Consider the following 17,540-nt stretch of genomic DNA (forward strand, 5'->3'; position numbering starts at 1 on the left):
TCACGATCCGGGCCGGGGCGCGCCCCCGTCCTGAGTCGGGCTTGCGCGACCAGCTCGGCGGCGATGCGCAAGGCCCGCCGCGCTGCGACGACATGAGCGACCCGTTCAGGTCGTCCGGAAAGGTAAACGAGTAGTTGACCAGGCCCAGGCCGCCGAGCCGCCGCCTCGCCCGCGCCACCTGTCCTGCTCCTCCGCCTGGCCAGCCGACACCCCGCCCTTCCCTGGGGGCGTCCCCTGTCCAGCGTATCGGCGGGGCCCGACGAAAACCCTCTGCGAGCGGTTGGCTGGGCTCGGTTGTCCACATCACTGGTCGCCTGTGGGCAACTCGGCTCGGCCGAGGTCTTGGATGACTCATTCAGGACCTCCCGAGACCTCAATGAGTCGTTCAAGGCATCGCCCGTGCCCTCGCCGGGCGTCGGCCAGGAGTCTTGGATGGGTCGTTCAGGACGTCCGGTGACGTCGGCCGCGCCTGCCAGGCGGCCAGCCTGGTTCGCGACCCAGGTCGGGCCAGGGCCGCCGTCGGTTCGCCAGCACGACCGAAGTGGCCTCGGTGCGCTCGCCCCAATCAGAGTGGCCTCCGCACAACCCAAGCGCCCAAGACAGCCCTCGGTGCGCCTCATGCACCCAGAGGCGCGGGTCGGTGCGCTCCTCGCACCCAGGGGATCGCGAAGTGACCCATCCGGGCCCGCACAAGGAGTGGGCCATCCGCTCGGCCAAAGCGGCCCCAGGGGGCTTCTCCGGCCCATCCCCGCGCAGCCGAACCACAGCCGAACTCAAGCCCGCGTCACCCCGGCGGCTCCGGCACCGCCCCGTCCCGGCTCCGCAGCGCCACCCCCGCCACCACGGCCAACGTCCCCACCGCCTCCGGCACCGAAGGCACCTGCCCCAGCAGCACGAACCCCATCACCCCGGCCGTCACCGGCAGCAAAGCCAACAACACGGCGAACCGAGCCTGCCCCAGCCGCCGCAAGACCACCTGGTCCAGCGCGTACGGCACCACAGTCGACAGCACCCCCACCCCGACGCCCGACAGCAGCATCCGTGGCGAAGACCACACCGCCCCCGTCCCGAACGCCAGCGGCGACAGCACCACCGTCGCCGCCGCGAAGCCGATCGCCAGGCTGTCCAAGCCCGAGGAGGACCTCGAAGCCACCCTCTTGCCCAGCACTATGTACCCCGCCCAAGCCGCCGCCGCGCCGAACGCGAACAGCACCCCCGGCACGGACCCGGACAGCTGGACGTCCGCGATCGCCACCACGCCGCACGCCACCAGGACCACCGCCAGCACGTCCCGCAGCGACCGCGATCCGAACGCCGCCACCAGGACCGGGCCGGCGAACTCCAGCGCCACCACCGTGCCCAGCGGGAGGCGTGCGATCGCCTCGTAGAAGAGCACGTTCATGCCCGCCGTCACCACGCCGAACACGATCGCCAGCCACAGCCCGCGACCGCGCCACGCCGCCCGCCCGGGACGGCGCCACGCCAGCAGCACCACCGCCGCGCCGAGGCACCGCAGCCACGCCACCCCCGCCGGTGTCGCGTGGCCGAAAAGATCGACCGCGATGGCCGCGCCCGCGTACATCGAAATTCCGCTGAGAACGAACAAGAGCGGAGCGGGTACCCGGGAAACCCCTCGGGGCGAAGTCACCGTACTCACCACCTCATGGTGCCTGACCACGGAAAACGTAACTCTCCGGGTATTCGTCTCCTGCATTGCGGGACGCGGCTACGACATCCGGGGTAAATCGGCGTGACTCAGGTCCCACCGGCGCGGGAACACTTGCGAGCCGCGAAACGTCTGGAAGAGTGGAAGCACGAACACCGCGGAGCCGAAGGCGATCGCCGCCGGCGGCATCACTCCCGAAGTGGGCGTAGCTGGATCGATGGCACCGGGCAACCGGTGCCGGGACGGAGGGAGACCCCCATGACAACGCCGACGCTCACCCGCCCCGAACTGACCGCCGCCGACCGCTGTGACCGGTGCGGAGCAGCAGCTCAGGTACGCGCTGTCCTCTCCGGAGGCGGCGAACTGCTCTTCTGCGGGCACCACGCCCGCGAGCACGAGGCCAAGCTCAAGGAACTGTCCGCCGACATCCAGCGGTAACGACCCAGACGCGAAAGGCGGCCGGTGCGCACAGGCGCCGGCCGCCTTTCTGCATCTTGCAAACTGCGTGTCCGAAATCACGGTACGGCCGCGAACCGAAGTGATTGCGGACACGAAAGCGGACAAGAAATCAGACAGAATCCAGCACCACTTCGAACGCCACTTCCGCGGCGCCGAGCAGCTTCCCGTCGGCCCCCAGCGCGGAACTGACGATCCGGGTGCCGCCGACCGCGCGGCTCACCAGGCTGCGCCGCCGCACCTCGGTGCCGACGTGCCGCAGCACCGCCTCCGGCAGCACCGTCAGCAGGTCGCCGAGGATCACCAGCTGCGGCCCGAGCAGGTTGACGACGTTGATCAGCCCCAGCGTCAGCCATTCGGCGAACTCCGCGAGCCGGGTCAGCGCCGCCTCCGGGTCGCGGCCCAGCTCGCGCAGCTCGAACAGGATCGCGCCACGCGCCGTGTCCTCCGGCAGCCCGAGCGCCCGGCACAGCGCCGCCTCGCCGACCTCGGTCTCCCAGCAGCCGCTGCTGCCGCAGTAGCAGGCGCGCCCGTCCGGGCGGATCACCATGTGCCCGATCTCGCCGACGTAGCCCGAGCCGCCGCGCAGCGCCGAGCCTTCGGCGATGACGCCGCCGCCGACCCCGACGTCCGCCGAGATGTACACCACGTCGGACGCCCCGCGGGCCGCGCCGCGCAGGTGCTCGGCGACCGCGCCGAACTCGGCGTCGTTGCCGACCAGGATCGGGATCTGCAGCACCCCGCCGAGCCGCTCGCCGAGGGCGACGTCGGTCCAGCGCAGGTTCGGGGCCTCGTGCACGTGCCCGTCCGCCCGCCGCACGACACCGGGCACCGACACCCCGGCCGCCACCGGGGTCACGTCGAGGTCGCCGGCCAGGATGGTCGTCGACTCGATGATGTGCGTGATGACCTCGTCGGGCTGGCCCATCCGGCCGCGCAGGTTCCAGCTGTTGCGGCCCAGGATCTGGCCGCCCAGCCCGACCAGCGCGATCGCGACGTGCTCGACCTGCAGGTCGACCGCGAGCACGACCGCCGCGTGCGGCTGGGGCAGGACCAGGAGCGAGGGGCGGCCCGCCCCTCGTCCCGGCCTCGGCACCTTCTCCTCGACGACACCGGCTTCGGCGAGCCCGTCGACGAGGGTCTTGATCGTGCTCCGGTTGAGCCCCAGCTCCGCGGCCAGGGTCGCCCGGGTGCTCGGCCCGCCGACGTGCAGCAGGCGGAGCAGGGTCGTGCGGTTGTGCCGGCGCACCTCGTCCGGTCGAGCAACGGGTGAGCTGGACACGGGCTTGATCATCCCATGCTGGTTCAGCGCGTCGACGCAGCCGCGCGGCGCCGGGACAGCGCGTCGACCGTGGCGGCGAGCAACAGGACGAGACCGGTGATGATGTTGACCACCGCGGCGGGCTGCTTGAGCAGGCCCAGACCGTTGATGACCACGGCGATCACCAGGCCACCGACGACCGCGTCGGACACCCGGCCCTTGCCGCCGAACAGCGACGTGCCGCCGATGACGGCCGAGCCGACCGCGAACAGCAGCGTGTTGAGGCCACCGGACTGCGGGCTGACCGAACCGACCTTCGACGCGGCGACGATGCCGCCGATGGCCGCGATCGCCGAGCCGATGACGAACACACTCGCGCGGATCTTCGGCACGTCGATACCGGCGCGGCGGGCGGCTTCCTTGTTGCCGCCGACCGCGTAGACGTACCGGCCGTACTTGGTCCGGTTGAGCACGTAGGTCCCGGCCACCAGCAGCGCCAGCATGATCGGGATGACGTACGGGACGCCCTCGATCGTGACGACGGCCTTGTTCGGCGAGCGGTTGATCGTCAGCAGCCAGGTGCCGATCGCCGACAGCACGACGAGCGCGCCGACCTTGACCATCACCAGCGCCGTCGGCTGGACGACCAGGCCGCGCTGAAGGCGCTTGAAGTGGCTGAGCAGCGTGATCACCGCGAACCCGCCCGCGGCGACGAGGAAGAAGATCCAGCTGCCGAGGATGTTCAGGTTGCCGTTGGCGATCTTGTACAGGATGTCGGAGTTGGTGATGCCGATCGTGCCGCCCTCACCGATGAACTGCAGCAGGACGCCCTGCCACACGATGAACAGCGCCAGCGTCACGACGAAGGACGGCATGCCGATCTTCGACACGAGGAAGCCGGTGATGCAGCCGATCGCGGTGCCGACGCAGATGGCCAGCAGGATCTCCAGCCAGGCGTTGGCGGGAACGCCGATCGCGACGATCAGCAGGCCGACCAGCGACAGCCCCGCGCCGGCCCAGATCCGCTGGTAGGCCGACAGCAGCATGGCGACCGCGAGCACCGCGATGAACGTGATGAACACGCCGGAGCCCATGGAGCCCAGCAAGTTGCCCGCGTGGACGTAGTGCAGGGCCATCACCGACGCGGCGGTACCGGACGCGACACCGGCGGCGAGGTCGATCTCGCCGAGCAGCAGCACGAAGACGATGCCCATCGCGATGATGATCACGCCCGCGCCCTGCGGGAAGACGTTGGCGATGTTGGCCAGCGTGAAGAAGTTGTCCGACAGCGCGCTGAACAGGATGACCAGCACGAGCAGGCCGAACAGCGACGGCAGCGCGCCGAGCTCGCCGGCCCGCAGGCGGGCGAAGTAGTCGCGGACGGCTTCGCCGGTTGACATCGATGTCGTGTCGATGCCGAAGTCGGTGATCGCCGCGGTCGGGTTCTGGGTCTGCGCGAGCGCGTCGGCGGGGGTGCCGACCTCGTGCTTGGCAGGGGTTTCAGTCATTTCCGGTTCTTTCTTCCCGCTCACAGGACCACGGCTTCGGGCCGGGCCAGGCCGAGGTCACCGGAGCGACCCGCCGTGATCAGCTCCACGACCTGGCCGTGGGTGACGTCCTTCGTGTGCACCTCGGCGACGAGCCGGCCGAGGTAGAGCACCGCGATGCGGTCGGCCACCTCGAACACGTCGGCCATGTTGTGGCTGATCAGCACGACGCCGAGGCCCTGCTCGGCCAGCCGGCGGACCAGGTCGAGCACCTGCCGGGTCTGCGCGACGCCGAGCGCGGCGGTCGGCTCGTCGAGCACGACGACCTTGCTGTTCCACAGCACCGACTTCGCGATGGCGACGGTCTGGCGCTGACCACCGGACAGCGAGGAGACCGGCGTGCGGACGGACTTCACGGTCCGGACCGACAGGGAGGCCAGCGTTTCGCGGGCCGCCTTCTCCATGGCGGCCTCGTCCAGCTTCCACGAGCTGCCGCGCTCGCGGCCGAGGAACATGTTCTGGACGATGTCGAGGTTGTCGGCGAGCGCGAGGTCCTGGTAGACGACCTCGATGCCGAGGTCGGCGGCGTCGCGCGGGCCGCGGATGTGGGTGTCCTGCCCGTTGAACCGCACGGCCCCCGAGTCGTACGGGTGGATGCCGGCGATGCACTTGACGAGGGTCGACTTGCCGGCGCCGTTGTCGCCGACCAGCGCGGTCACTTCCCCCGCACGCACGTCGAAGTCCACGTCGTGGAGGACGTGGACGGGGCCGAAGCTCTTGTTCAGGCCCTTGATCTCGAGAATGGGCTCACTCATGGCTGGCTCTACTCCGAATTTCTGCTGCCCTGTGCCGCCGCTCGGGTCAGACGGGTGGGGACCGGGCCGGGACGCGCCGTCGGGGTGCGCGTCCCGGCCCGGCTGTTCATGGGAGGTGCGGGCGGCTCAGGAGATGCCGAGCGAGCTGCACTTGGCGGCGAGGTCGCCACCGCAGATCTCGCTGGCCTTCACGTAGCCCTGGGTCACGACGGTCTTGATGTCCTTCTCGAGGATCAGGGTCGGCGTGAGCAGCACGGACTTGATGTCGCGGTTGTTCTTCGGGTCGTGGAGCTTGCCCGTCGCGATCGCGTCCGCACCGGCGGTGTCACCCTTGGCCAGGGCGGCGGCCAGCTTGGCGGTGGCCTCGGCCTCTTCCTTGATCGGCTTGAAGATCGTCAGGTACTGGTCGCCGCGCATGATCGCCATCAGGCCGTCGGCGGTCGCGTCCTGGCCGGTGACCGGGACCTTCCCGTTGAGGCCGTTCTTCTTGAGGATGGTGATGACCGCGCCGGCCAGACCGTCGTTCGCCGCGACGACGCCGTCGACCTTGCCGCCGTTGCCCTGCAGGATCTGCTCGAACGTGGTGCCGCCGAGCTGGTTGTCCCAGTCGTTGATCGGCTGCTTCTGGACCAGCTTCAGCGCGTTGCTGGCGAACAGGGGCGCGAGGACGGAGTCCTGGCCCTTGGTGAACAGCGTCGCGTTGTTGTCGGTCGGGGCACCCTCGATCTGGATGACCTGCGCGCCCGGCTTGTCCTTCAGCTTGTCCGCGAGGCCCTGACCCTGCAGCTGGCCGACCTTCTCGTTGTCGAACGAGACGTAGTAGTCGGCGGACCCGCCGAGGCTCGGCCGGTCGTAGTCGATGACCGGGATGCCGGCGCCCTTCGCCTTCGCCTCGACGGCGGCACCGACGGCCGGGTCGGACGGGGCGATGATCAGGGCCTTGACGCCGGAGCTGATGAAGCCGTCGGCCAGGGTGGAGAACTTCTGGCTGTCACCCTGGGCGTTCTGGATGTCGGCCTCGAAGCCCTGCGCCGAAAGCGCGGCCTGCAGCATCGGCTTGTCGAAGGCCTCCCAGCGCGCCGAGGTGGCGGTCTCCGGGAGGATGACGCCGACCTTGCCGCTGGCACCGCCACCGGCCTGCGCGGACGAGGAAGCGGAGCTGCTCCCCGTGCCCCCGCTGTTTGAACTGTTGGCACCGCAAGCGGTCAGCACCAGGCCGGTGCTCACCGTGGCGGCGAGGAGGGTAAGGGTTCTGCTGCGCATCCTCGTTCCTTCCGGATCCAAGCATTGGTGACGAGCGGGCCCTCGACGTCGTCTCGGGCCCTGCGGGGCGGTGATCCGGAGGGTCCCGGCGCACCGTCGCGCATATGTTGTGGGCGACAACATATGCCGCTGAGCGGCTGCGGGGAAGATAGCTGGATCGATTAAATGACACCAATTGGACACGGTTCGGCAACACGGGCTGAACCTCGCCCGGAAAGAGTAGATCCGCTGACGATGTGATCGCCAGCACTCACCCTCTGTTACATCCAGGTTTCTTGACGGCTTGAAGGTACTCCGCAGGGGTGTACGCAGCGCAATCCGCCGCGAAGTGGTGGCGAACCCACGTGCCGGGCCGCTGATTGGTCGCCGACTTGCGAACTTCGGAGCGGAAGGTGCCCGGAGGGGCATCGAGTGGGGGACGCACGGGCAGGCGAGGCGTGACGGAGGGGGTACGGAGGGTCACGTTCGGGCTGGTACTTACCAGGAACGGACGGTGACGGTGGAGTTCAACCGGCTGGGCGACACCTGGTGGGCTGGAGGGGGACCCGGTGGGGCTGGCCGGGAGGGCGGGGTCGGTTGGGAGGCTGAGGCCCGGCGACGCGGTTCGGAGCGGCCGGAGGCCGCGTTGGTTGCGGGTGGCGCAACAAGCGGTGGCCGGGGCGCTGACTTTGCAGCGCTTCCCAGCGGAGCGAGGCGGCGGAGGCGGGTTGAAGCCCGGCGGCGCAGGTGAGGTGTAGTTCGCAGCGGCCGGAGGCCGCGCGGGTTGCGGGTGGCGCAACCGGGGCCCGGCTCGGGGCTGCTCGCCAGGCAGGCAAAGGAACGAGCGGCGGCGATCCGGCTCAGTTCACGCCCGGCGGCAACCTCCCCGCCGGCGACCTTCCCGGCGGCCAACCGAACCCGGGCGGCGATCACCCACCGGCAACCTCTCCCCCGGCGGCCAACCGCACCCCCGGCCGCGGCGCCCAGCCGAACCGCCTACCAGGACCGCAGGGTCACGATCCGTTCTTCGAGCTGTTCAACAGTCGCCATAGCAGTCACCGGCCCACCGCAAACCCGCCGAAGCTCGTTGTGGATCGCGCCATGCGGCTTCTTCGTGCGGTGGTGGTACATCCCCACCAGCGCGTTCAGCTCTTTCCGCAGCGCACCGAGCCGCTCGCTCACCGACTGCGGGCGAGCCGCCGGGGGCGGGGCCTCCTCCTTTGCCGGCTTGCGGCGCTTCTCGTCCGCGACCTGCTCCTCCTGGCGCTTGCGCAGCAGCGCCCGGACCTGGTCCGGCTCGAGCAGCCCCGGCAACCCCAGGTACTCCTGCTCCTCGTCGGAACCCGAGAACACTGCCGTGCCGAAGGAGTTTCCGTCGTAGATGACCTGGTCGAGCTCGGCCGAGGCGCCCAGCGACGTGAACGCCTTCTCCTCCTCGCCCGGCTCGTCCTCCGTGCGGTTGGCCTGGGCCAGGAGCTCGTCCTCCCAGCCCTCCTTCTCGCGGTGCGGCTTGCCCAGCACGTGGTCGCGCTGCGCCTCCAGCTCGCTCGCCAGCTCCAGCAGCACCGGCACCGACGGCAGGAACACGCTCGCCGTCTCGCCCTTCTTGCGGGCGCGCACGTAACGGCCGATCGCCTGGGCGAAGAACAGCGGCGTCGACGCGCTCGTCGCGTACACGCCGACCCCCAGCCGCGGGACGTCGACGCCCTCCGAGACCATGCGGACCGCCACGATCCAGCGCTCGTTCGTCTCCGAGAACTCCTTGATCCGGCCCGACGCCTTCGGGTCGTCCGACAGCACCAGCGTCGGCATCTCGCCCGAAATGCGCTCCAGGATCTTCGCGTACGCCCGCGCCGACTCCTGGTCGGTCGCGATCACCAGGCCGCCGGCGTCCGGCACGTGCTGGCGGACCTGCGACAACCGCGTGTCGGCCGCCTGCAGCACCGCCGGGATCCACTCGCCCGCCGGGTCGAGCGCCGTGCGCCACGCCCGGGCGTTCTGCTCCGCCGTCAATGGCTCGCCGAGCCGCGCGGTGAACTCCTCCCCCGCGCTCGTGCGCCAGGAGGCCTCACCGGAGTACGCGAGGAAGACGACCGGCCGGACCACGCCGTCGGCCAGCGCGTCCGCGTAGCCGTACGAATGGTCGGCCTTGCTGCGCTGGAAGCCGCCCGCGTCCGGCTCGTAGGTGACGAACGGGATGGCCGAGTCGTCGGAGCGGAACGGGGTCCCGGTCAGCGACAGGCGCCGCACGGCCGGGGTGAACGCCTCGCGGATCGCGTCGCCCCAGGACTTCGCGTCGCCGCCGTGGTGGATCTCGTCGAGGATCACCAGCGTCTTGCGGTTCTCGGTGCGCACCCGGTGCAGCGTCGGGTGCGCCGCGACCTGCGCGTACGTCAGCGCGACGCCGTTGTAGTCCGACGACGTGACGCCGGTGGTGTTGCGGAAGTTCGAGTCGATGGCGATGCCGGCCGCCGCGGCCGACGCCGCCCACTGGTGCTTGAGGTGCTCGGTCGGGGTGACGATGGTGATCGCCTCGACCGTGCGGTCGCTCAGCAGTTCCGCGGCGATCCGCAGGCCGAACACCGTCTTGCCGGCACCGGGCGTCGCCACCGCGAGGAAGTCCTTGGGCTTCTGCGTCAGGTACTTCGTGAGCGCCCGCCGCTGCCACGCCCGCAGCGGGCGCGCGGTCGAGTCCTTCTCCGCGGGAGGCGCCCCGAGCTGCGTCTCCGTCATGCCGGTCCTCCCCCTCGCTCATGCCTTTGACGTGCGAAAACCCTCACTGTGGAACCGACTGCTGCTGCATTGAGCTGCCGGCGGCTTGCGGTGAGGGCACTGAAGCGAGTCTACCGGCCGGGTCCGACAGTTCCGGGCACCGGCACGGGTGATGTCCCCCGACACGCCCGGCCGCAGGGGGTGTGACGAGCCAAATCAGCACCGATGGACCATGCTGGACACGTCATGGGTGAGGTGCAGCCGTCCGCAGCGACGAAGGTGGCCCGCAAGGGGCCGTGGCGCCTCCTCACGCGCACGCTCGGCAAGGCCTGGGAGGGCAACATCTTCTCCGAGGCCGCCGAAGCGGCCTTCTGGCAGACGCTGTCGCTGCCCCCGCTGCTGCTCGGGCTGCTCGGCAGCCTCGGCTTCGTCGGCGAGTGGTTCGGCCAGGACGTCGTCGCCGCGGTGCACGACCGGATCATCGGCTTCTGCCGGACCGTCTTCAGCGCCAACGCCGTCCACGACATCATCGAGCCGACCGTGAACAGCATCCTCACCGTCGGCAAGGGCGAGATCGTCTCGGTCGGCTTCCTGATCTCGCTGTGGGCGGGTTCGTCGGCGATGTCGTCCTTCGTGGACGCGATCACCGTCGCGCACGACCAGTACGGCGTCCGCAACGACGTCTGGCAGCGGATCTTCGCGCTGCTGCTCTACTTGTGCGGCCTGGTCATCCTGGTCGTCGGGCTGCCGCTGCTGGCGATCGGGCCCGACCTGCTGCCGGAGTTCTTCCCGGCCGCCTGGCGCCCGACCGTGACGGCGTGGGTGAGCGCGCTGTACTTCCCCACCCTCGGGGTGATGATCACGCTCGCGCTGACCACGCTGTACAAGCTCGCCCTGCCGCGGAAGCTGCCGTGGCACCGCGGCCTGCCGGGCGCGGTGCTCGCGATGGTCGTGTTCCTGCTCTCTTCGGTCGGCCTGCGCATCTACCTCAACTGGATCACCAAGACCGGCTACACCTACGGCGCGCTCGCCGCGCCGATCGCGTTCCTGCTGCTGATGTTCTTCATCGGCCTGGCCGTGGTCGGCGGGGCCTACTTCAACAGCGCGATCCAGGAGCTGTGGCCGGCCAAGGCGACGCGGCGGCAGCGGCGCAAGTGGCGGCGGCTGGAGATGGAACGCGCCTCCGAACGGCTGCGCTCGGAAGAGGGCCGCAAGCTGTGGGAGCGCACGACCACGCCGCTGCGCCGCCCGCGCGCCGAAGACGCCTCCGCCAACGGCGAAGCACCAACCGGAGAAGCACCGTCCGAAGAGGACGAGCCGTCACCGAGCGCGGCCGAACCGGCACCCAGCGCTCCTCAGGGTCGCGTCTCCTCCCAGGGGACGACCCGGAATCCACCCCCAGACTGAGTCGCTCCTCAGGTCGGACGTGGCACGCTTCCCCACATCGCGCGCGCCGGCGTCGGCCGCCGCGCCATTCCCGAGGGGGTTTCCACAGCCATGTCCGTGCTGGCCAGATTGAGCCTGCGCAACCGAAGCCTGATCGGCCTGCTCGCGCTGGTGGTCATCGGCTTCGGTGCTTTCGCGCTGCCGCAGATCAAGCAGCAGCTGTTCCCGTCGCTGCAGTTCCCGCAGGCGCAGATCGTCACCTCGTACGCGGGCGCATCGCCGGACGCGGTCGACCGCCAGGTCTCCGAGCCCCTCGAAGGCGCGCTGCAGGGGCTGAAGGGCCTGGAGTCGATCAACTCCACGTCGTCGGACGGCGTTTCGCGCGTCGTCACGCAGTTCGCGTTCGGCACCGACCTCGACGCCGCGGTCTCCCAGATCCAGCAGGCGGTGAACCAGGTCCGGCCGCGGCTGCCGCAGAACTCCGAGCCGTCCGTGTCCGCCGGCAGCACCGACGACCTGCCGGTCGTGCTGGTCGCCGCGGGCACCTCCGGTGACCCGCAGCAGCTCGCGCCCGCGCTGACCGACCAGGTCGCGCCGGAACTGCGGAAGATCGACGGCGTCCGCACGGTGACCGTGACCGGCGTTCGGCAGCCGCGCGTCACGATCGCGCTCGACTACGCGAAGCTGGCCGCGGCCGGCGTCGACCCGGCGTCGATCGCGACCACGCTGCAGACCGCCGGCGCCGCCGTGCCGGCCGGCACGCTGACCGAAGGCGACAAGACGCTGAGCGTCCAGGTCGGCGGCGGGCAGACCACTGTGGACACGATCCGCAACCTCTACCTGACGCCGAGCGCGGCGTCCGCCGGCGGCGCTCGCGCACCGGCCCGCGGCCCCGTGAAGCTGGGTGACGTCGCCGACGTGCAGACCGGCTTCGCGCCGCCGACGTCGATCACGCGCACCAACGGGAAGCCGAGCCTCGGCCTCTCGATCACCATGGTGGACAACGGGAACGCCGTCGCGATCTCCGACGCCGTCCGCGCCAAGCTGCCGGACCTGGCGAAGAAGACCGGCTCCGAGATGAGCGTCGTGTTCGATCAGGGCACGCCGGTGAAGGACGCGATCAGCGGCCTGACCACCGAAGGCCTGCTGGGCCTGGCGTTCGCCGTCATCGTGATCCTGCTGTTCCTGCTGTCGGTGCGCTCGACGCTGGTGACCGCGGTGTCGATCCCGCTGTCGGTGGTGGTCGCGCTGATCGCGCTGTGGACCGGCGACCTGTCGCTCAACCTGCTCACCCTCGGCGCGCTGACCATCGCGATCGGCCGGGTGGTCGACGACTCGATCGTCGTGCTCGAGAACATCAAGCGGCACCTGGGTTACGGCGAGGAGAAGCAACGAGCGGTGCTCGACGGCGTCCGCGAAGTGGCCGGCGCGGTGACGTCGTCCACGCTGACGACCGTCGCGGTGTTCCTGCCGATCGCGTTCGTCGGCGGGTTCGTCGGCGAGCTGTTCTCGCCCTTCGCGATCACCGTGACCGTCGCGCTGCTGGCGTCGCTGCTCGTCTCGCTGACCGTCGTTCCCGTGCTGGCGTACTGGTTCCTGAAGCCGCCCGCGGTCCCGGCGGACGCGATCGAGGCCGAGCGCGCCCGCGAAGCCGCCGTGGAGAAGGAGCGCCGCAGTTTCCTGCAGCGCGCCTACCTGCCGGTGATCCGGTTCGCGACCAAGCGGCGGCTGACCGTCGTCCTGCTGGCGCTGCTGATCTTCGCCGGCACGGTCGGGCTCGCGACGCGCTTGAACACGAACTTCCTCGACCAGTCCGGGGGCACCACGCTGAACATGACGCAGAAGCTGCCCGCGGGCACGAGCGTCGAGGCGAAGGAGAAGGCGTCGACGGCCGTCGAGCAGGCGCTGGCCGCGGAGCCGGCGGTGCAGACCTACCAGGTCAGCATCGGCGGCGGTGGCACGTTCGGCTTCGGTGGCGGGACCAACACGAGCATCTCGGTCACCGTCGCGAAGGGCACCGACCTCGACGCGCTGTCGAACCGGCTGCGCTCGAAGCTGACCTCGCGGCCGGAACTGGGCGAGGTCAAGATCGGCGCGGACGCGTCCGGGTTCAACTCCGACCAGGTCTCGGTGACGGTCACCGCGCCGTCGGAGGCCGCGCTCAAGCCCGCGTCCGACCAGGTCGTGCGGGCGCTGGGCGGGGTGTCCGGGCTGACCGAGGTGTCCAGTGACCTGGCCGTCGGTTCGCCGCGGGTGCAGGTCGAGGTGGACGACGCCGCGGCCGCCGCGCACGGGCTGTCGGCGAGCGCCATCGGCCAGGTCGCCAACCAGGCGATCGCCGGCCGGACGGTGACGCAGCTGCCGGTCGACGGCCAGCGCACGGACGTCGTGCTGCGCGCCGGCACGGCTCCGGTGACGGTCGACCAGGTGAAGGGCCTGCCGATCCCCGGTCCGACCGGGGTCGTCCGGCTCGACGAGGTCGCCAAGGTGTCCACTGTGGACGGACCGGCGTCGGTGCACCGCACCGGCGGCGACCTGAGCACCACGGTGACCGCCAAGAACACCGGCGCCGACCTGACCAAGACGACCGCGGACATCAAGTCCAAACTGGACGGACTGACGTTCACCGGTGGCGCGTCGTACTCACTCGGCGGTGTGAGCCAGGACCAGCAGGAGGCGTTCTCGAACCTGTTCCTGGCGCTGCTGGCGGCGATCGCGATCGTGTTCCTCATCATGGTCGCGACGTTCCGGAGCCTGATCCAGCCGCTGATCCTGCTGGTGTCGATCCCGTTCGCGGCGACCGGCGCGATCGGGCTGCTGCTGGCCACCGGCACCGCGCTCGGCCTGCCGGCGCTGATCGGCATGCTGATGCTGGTCGGGATCGTGGTGACGAACGCGATCGTGCTGATCGACCTGATCAACCAGTACCGCGCGGAGGGCATGAGCGTCACCGAGGCGGTGACCGAGGGCGGCCGGCGACGGCTGCGCCCGATCCTGATGACCGCGGCGGCGACGATCTTCGCGCTCGTCCCGATGGCGCTGGGCATCACCGGCCAGGGCGGCTTCATCGGCCAGCCCCTCGCCATCGTGGTGATCGGCGGCCTGGTCAGCTCGACGCTGCTGACGCTGGTGCTGGTCCCGACGCTCTACACGATGGTCGAGACCCGCAAGGAACGGCGGCGCGCGCGTCGCGAAGCCAAGCGGACCCCGGCGAAGGCGCCGGAGTCGGAGTCCCTGGACCCCGCCCCGACCGCCTGACCGCATCACGAAGGCCCGGCACTTTCCCTGGGGAAGTGCCGGGCCTTCGGCGTTCACTGCTTGAAGCGGTAGGTCATCGAGTCGAAGAGGATGCAGATGCCCGGCGACATGACGATCACGCGCAGGGTGCCGTCGCGCTCGTCGAAGTCGATGCCCTCCACCTCGAAGGACCCGCTGCAGCCGCTGCGCAGCGGGAGCTGCCCCAGCGACGTCACGTGCCCGGTGACGTCGGAGCCGTTGAGCGCGCCGGCCAGGTCCACCTGCAGCAGCGGCTTCGTCGTGCCGAAGAGGCTGCCGTCCGGGTCGTCGGACGCGCAGAGCAGGCGGGTCGCCGTCTGGAAGTCGCAGCCCTGGACGTCGCGGACCGGGTGGTCGAGACGGATCGCCGCCGCGTACGGCAGGTTCTGCGCCGGGTCCGTCGCCACCACGCCGGGCATGGGGTGGACCAGGAGCCGGTCCATCGTGCCCCACTCCCCCGCGACCAGCCAGCGCGCGTCGGGCGACACCGCGGCGAAGGAGTTGTTGTTGGCTTCCCACGACTCGAGGTTGTGCTTGTAGTTCGCCCACGAGCCGTCCGGGGCTTGGACGCGGAAGAGCTTCGCGCCGCGGTCGTCGCGCTGGTAGGGCTCGACGTACCAGCCCTGGGCCGAGCCCGGGTCGCCGACGTGGTTCCAGCCCTGGGAGTTGAGGTCCGCGGGGATGGTGCCGACCCCGGTGTAGCGGATGGTGGTGCCCGACGGCCGGACGATCGTGGCGAGCCCCTGGCTCTCGTCGAGGGCGCGAGCGTGGTCGGATCCGACCTCCGTCCAGCCCGTGGCGGCCTGGGCCAGTGCGGGCGAGAACGCGGTCAGCAGGGCGGCGACGGCGAGGGCGATCCCGGTTCTGCGCATGTGCGACTCCGGTGGGTGAGGGAACCTGGCACGGAGGATTTACCAGCTCACCGGCACCCGACACACCCGCCGAATGAAGGTTTTTCACGTTTGTTCGACGACTTGTCCGCTTCCGGACAGCAAGAAGCCCCGGCGGGCTCACCCGCCGGGGATCAGCCCGGGGTCACTCCCCCGGGCGCAACCCGTCGAAGATCTCCTTGCAGGCCGGGCAGACCGGCGACCCGGGCTTCGGCGACTTCGTCACCGGGAAGACCTCGCCGCAGAGCGCCACCACGTGATTGCCCATGACCGCGCTCTCGGCGATCTTGTTCTTCTTCACGTAGTGGAACATCTTCGGGGTGTCGTCGTCGGTGGTGTCCGTGCCCTCGGGCGTGGTTTCCGGCTTCGTCAGCGTCTCGGTGCTCACCCGCCCATTGTGCCTGAGTCCCCGCGCGAAAGGTCTTCGGCCTGGCAGGATCCACGGCATGTTCCAGAAGGTGCTCGCGACGTTCGGCTCGGGCGGGGCGAAGATCGACGCCCGCCTCCTCGACCGGACCGCAACCCCCGGCCGGCCCCTGCACGGCGAGGTCCTGCTGGCCGGCGGCGACGTCGACCAGGAGATCAAGGGCCTCGCGGTGACCCTGCTGGCCCGCGTCCAGGTCCCCGGCGCCGACAAGACCGAAGACCTCCCCTTCGGCACCCAGCAGCTCGTCGGGCGCGAGGTCATCCGCGCCGGCCGGCAGGTGCGGGTGCCGTTCGAGGTGCCGCTGCCCTGGGAGACGCCGGTGACCAGCGTCTACGGCAAGCCGCTCACCGGCACGGCGGTCGGCGTCCGGGCCGAGCTGGACCTCGCGGCGGCGGTGTCCGACCCGTTCGACGCCGACGCCGTCGCGATCGAGCCGCTCCCCGCGCAGAAGCGGGTCCTCGACGCGCTGAGCCGGATCGGCTTCACTTTCCGCGAGGCGATTCTCGAGCAGGGCCGGATCAACGGCGCCCAGCAGCAGCTGCCGTTCTTCCAAGAGGTCCGCTTCACGCCTTCGCCGCGCTTCGCGAACGTGTTCTCGCAGCTCGCGGTGACGTTCCTGGCGTCGTCGGACCGCACGGACGTCGTCCTGGAGGTCACCAAGCGGGTCCGGGTCTCGAAGACGGGCGGCTTCGGCGGCCGCGGGCAGGACTTCCTTGGGATGTTCACGATGAAGCCGGACGTGAACTGGGAGAAGCAGCTCGACGACTGGCTGGACCAGGTCGCCCGGCCGCGGGGGATCTTCGACTGATGGACGAGCCCCGCGCCGCCCGGCCGCACATGCCGGGCTACGGCATCACGGCCGGTCCCGCCGGGCTATTGCCCTGGTCCTGGGCCGACGAGCGGCTGCGGGACTCGCACGACTTCTGGCTGGCGACCGTCACCCCCGGCGGGCGCCCGCACCTGATGCCGGTCTGGGCGGTGTGGACCGGCGAGGTGCTGTGGTTCTCCTCGTCCCGGCGGTCGGTGAAGGCCCGGAACATCGCCGGAGGTTCGGCGGTGTCGATCGCCACGGACGATCCGTACGAGCCCGTCGTCGTCGAGGGGACGGCCGAGATCGTCACCGACCCGGCGGCACTCCGGGAGTTCCTGGCCGCGATGAACGCGAAGTACGCGACAGCGTACGAAGAAGACTTCCTCGACCCCGCCGACAACGCGTCGATGCGGCTGCGGCCGGAGAAGGTCATCGGCCTGCGGGAGAAGGACTTCACGCGCACTCCGACCCGCTGGACGTTCCCGTGAAGTGGGCCGAAGCGATCGCCGTCCTCGGCGGCACGCCCGGCGCCTGGCCGGAACTCCGGGCCCGCTACGGCGAACACCACCGCCGCTACCACACCCTCACCCATGCGGCCGCCGTCGCGCGGGACTCCGCCTGGCTGGCCGAAGACCTCGGCGAAACCGACCGCGCGATCGTCGCCGTCGCCGCGTGGACCCACGACGTCGTCTACGACGCCAAGCCCGGCGAAGACGAACGCGCCAGCGCGCGCTGGGCCCGCGAAGCGCTGGACGGAGTCGACGAAACCGCCAAGCACCGCGTCGAAGGCCTGATCCTCGCGACGATCAAGCACGACGCCCCACCGGACGACCGCCTCGCCACCGCGCTCCTCGACGCCGACCTCGCCGTCCTCGGCGCGGCCGCCGAGGACTACGCGGTCTACGCGGAAGGCGTGCGGGAGGAGTACGCGAAGTACCCCGACGACGTCTGGCGCGAAGGGCGCATCGCCGTCCTCGAAGGCATGCTCGCGCGGCCGCTCTACCGCAGCGAAGCCGCGCGGACACGCTGGGCGAGCGCCGCGGAAACGAACCTCGCCGCCGAGCTGACCCACTGGCGCGGCGAGCGGGACGATCACCGATGATGGTTCCTC

Annotated in this window: 14 protein-coding genes; 6 read left to right on the forward strand and 8 right to left on the reverse strand. The window is 70.5% G+C overall.

Annotated features, from left to right (window positions below; translation table 11 throughout):
- Positions 1–784: 784 nt before the first annotated feature.
- Positions 785–1,582 (reverse strand): EamA family transporter, encoded by a 798-nt coding sequence (locus ACZ7OH_RS23780; protein ID WP_470282757.1) that lies wholly within the window; start codon positions 1,580–1,582, stop codon positions 785–787.
- 342 nt (positions 1,583–1,924) lie between these two features.
- Here ACZ7OH_RS23780 and ACZ7OH_RS23785 point away from each other — a divergent pair, with 342 nt between their 5' ends.
- Positions 1,925–2,104 carry a DUF7455 domain-containing protein gene (locus ACZ7OH_RS23785; protein WP_086862682.1) on the forward strand — a complete coding sequence of 60 codons (180 nt, stop codon included), beginning with the start codon at positions 1,925–1,927 and terminating at the stop codon, positions 2,102–2,104.
- 130 nt (positions 2,105–2,234) lie between these two features.
- On the opposite strand, the gene ACZ7OH_RS23790 is transcribed toward ACZ7OH_RS23785, so the two are convergent.
- From ACZ7OH_RS23790 to ACZ7OH_RS23810, 5 genes are all read right to left on the reverse strand, one after another.
- Positions 2,235–3,416: an ROK family protein gene (locus tag ACZ7OH_RS23790; protein ID WP_470282758.1), complete on the reverse strand. Its 1,182-nt coding sequence runs from the start codon at positions 3,414–3,416 to the stop codon at positions 2,235–2,237.
- 11 nt (positions 3,417–3,427) lie between these two features.
- Positions 3,428–4,891: a sugar ABC transporter permease gene (locus ACZ7OH_RS23795; protein WP_470282759.1), complete on the reverse strand. Its 1,464-nt coding sequence runs from the start codon at positions 4,889–4,891 to the stop codon at positions 3,428–3,430.
- A 20-nt stretch (positions 4,892–4,911) separates the two neighbouring features.
- A complete protein-coding gene (locus ACZ7OH_RS23800) occupies positions 4,912–5,685 on the reverse strand; it encodes an ATP-binding cassette domain-containing protein (RefSeq protein ID WP_400889675.1) in 774 nt (257 codons plus the stop codon).
- A 126-nt stretch (positions 5,686–5,811) separates the two neighbouring features.
- A complete protein-coding gene (locus tag ACZ7OH_RS23805; RefSeq protein ID WP_470282760.1) occupies positions 5,812–6,948 on the reverse strand; it encodes a sugar ABC transporter substrate-binding protein in 1,137 nt (378 codons plus the stop codon).
- 975 nt (positions 6,949–7,923) lie between these two features.
- Positions 7,924–9,660: a DEAD/DEAH box helicase gene (locus ACZ7OH_RS23810; protein WP_470282761.1), complete on the reverse strand. Its 1,737-nt coding sequence runs from the start codon at positions 9,658–9,660 to the stop codon at positions 7,924–7,926.
- A 225-nt stretch (positions 9,661–9,885) separates the two neighbouring features.
- Between ACZ7OH_RS23810 and ACZ7OH_RS23815 the strand changes: the two genes are divergently transcribed.
- Positions 9,886–11,046: a YihY/virulence factor BrkB family protein gene (locus ACZ7OH_RS23815; protein WP_470282762.1), complete on the forward strand. Its 1,161-nt coding sequence runs from the start codon at positions 9,886–9,888 to the stop codon at positions 11,044–11,046.
- Between the two features lie 90 nt (positions 11,047–11,136).
- Entirely contained in the window at positions 11,137–14,283 is a 3,147-nt protein-coding gene (locus ACZ7OH_RS23820; protein WP_470282763.1) for an efflux RND transporter permease subunit, read from the forward strand.
- A gap of 53 nt (positions 14,284–14,336) precedes the next feature.
- Here ACZ7OH_RS23820 and ACZ7OH_RS23825 read toward each other — a convergent pair whose 3' ends face one another.
- Both ACZ7OH_RS23825 and ACZ7OH_RS23830 read right to left on the reverse strand, forming a co-directional pair.
- Positions 14,337–15,173: a hypothetical protein gene (locus ACZ7OH_RS23825; protein WP_470282764.1), complete on the reverse strand. Its 837-nt coding sequence runs from the start codon at positions 15,171–15,173 to the stop codon at positions 14,337–14,339.
- 163 nt (positions 15,174–15,336) lie between these two features.
- On the reverse strand, positions 15,337–15,579 hold the full coding sequence (locus ACZ7OH_RS23830) for a DUF3039 domain-containing protein (RefSeq protein WP_167379801.1): 243 nt from the start codon (positions 15,577–15,579) through the stop codon (positions 15,337–15,339).
- 58 nt (positions 15,580–15,637) lie between these two features.
- Between ACZ7OH_RS23830 and ACZ7OH_RS23835 the strand changes: the two genes are divergently transcribed.
- Genes ACZ7OH_RS23835 through ACZ7OH_RS23845 form a run of 3 tightly spaced genes read left to right on the forward strand, consistent with a single transcriptional unit; the run spans position 15,638 to position 17,531 of the window.
- Entirely contained in the window at positions 15,638–16,426 is a 789-nt protein-coding gene (locus tag ACZ7OH_RS23835; RefSeq protein WP_470282765.1) for a sporulation protein, read from the forward strand.
- A complete protein-coding gene (locus ACZ7OH_RS23840) occupies positions 16,426–16,917 on the forward strand; it encodes a TIGR03618 family F420-dependent PPOX class oxidoreductase (protein ID WP_470282766.1) in 492 nt (163 codons plus the stop codon). The genes ACZ7OH_RS23835 and ACZ7OH_RS23840 overlap by 1 nt, the downstream gene beginning before the upstream one ends.
- Positions 16,914–17,531: an HD domain-containing protein gene (locus ACZ7OH_RS23845; RefSeq protein ID WP_470282767.1), complete on the forward strand. Its 618-nt coding sequence runs from the start codon at positions 16,914–16,916 to the stop codon at positions 17,529–17,531. The genes ACZ7OH_RS23840 and ACZ7OH_RS23845 overlap by 4 nt, the downstream gene beginning before the upstream one ends.
- Positions 17,532–17,540: the final 9 nt, after the last annotated feature.

This window comes from Amycolatopsis sp. NPDC114478 (genome assembly GCF_055633805.1).

Coding starts and splice junctions, on each gene's coding strand:
- ACZ7OH_RS23780 (WP_470282757.1), bottom strand. CDS start 1,582: ATGTACGCGGGCGCGGCCATCGCGGTCGATCTTTTCGGCCACGCGACA.
- ACZ7OH_RS23785 (WP_086862682.1), top strand. CDS start 1,925: ATGACAACGCCGACGCTCACCCGCCCCGAACTGACCGCCGCCGACCGC.
- ACZ7OH_RS23790 (WP_470282758.1), bottom strand. CDS start 3,416: ATGATCAAGCCCGTGTCCAGCTCACCCGTTGCTCGACCGGACGAGGTG.
- ACZ7OH_RS23795 (WP_470282759.1), bottom strand. CDS start 4,891: ATGACTGAAACCCCTGCCAAGCACGAGGTCGGCACCCCCGCCGACGCG.
- ACZ7OH_RS23800 (WP_400889675.1), bottom strand. CDS start 5,685: ATGAGTGAGCCCATTCTCGAGATCAAGGGCCTGAACAAGAGCTTCGGC.
- ACZ7OH_RS23805 (WP_470282760.1), bottom strand. CDS start 6,948: ATGCGCAGCAGAACCCTTACCCTCCTCGCCGCCACGGTGAGCACCGGC.
- ACZ7OH_RS23810 (WP_470282761.1), bottom strand. CDS start 9,660: ATGACGGAGACGCAGCTCGGGGCGCCTCCCGCGGAGAAGGACTCGACC.
- ACZ7OH_RS23815 (WP_470282762.1), top strand. CDS start 9,886: ATGGGTGAGGTGCAGCCGTCCGCAGCGACGAAGGTGGCCCGCAAGGGG.
- ACZ7OH_RS23820 (WP_470282763.1), top strand. CDS start 11,137: ATGTCCGTGCTGGCCAGATTGAGCCTGCGCAACCGAAGCCTGATCGGC.
- ACZ7OH_RS23825 (WP_470282764.1), bottom strand. CDS start 15,173: ATGCGCAGAACCGGGATCGCCCTCGCCGTCGCCGCCCTGCTGACCGCG.
- ACZ7OH_RS23835 (WP_470282765.1), top strand. CDS start 15,638: ATGTTCCAGAAGGTGCTCGCGACGTTCGGCTCGGGCGGGGCGAAGATC.
- ACZ7OH_RS23840 (WP_470282766.1), top strand. CDS start 16,426: ATGGACGAGCCCCGCGCCGCCCGGCCGCACATGCCGGGCTACGGCATC.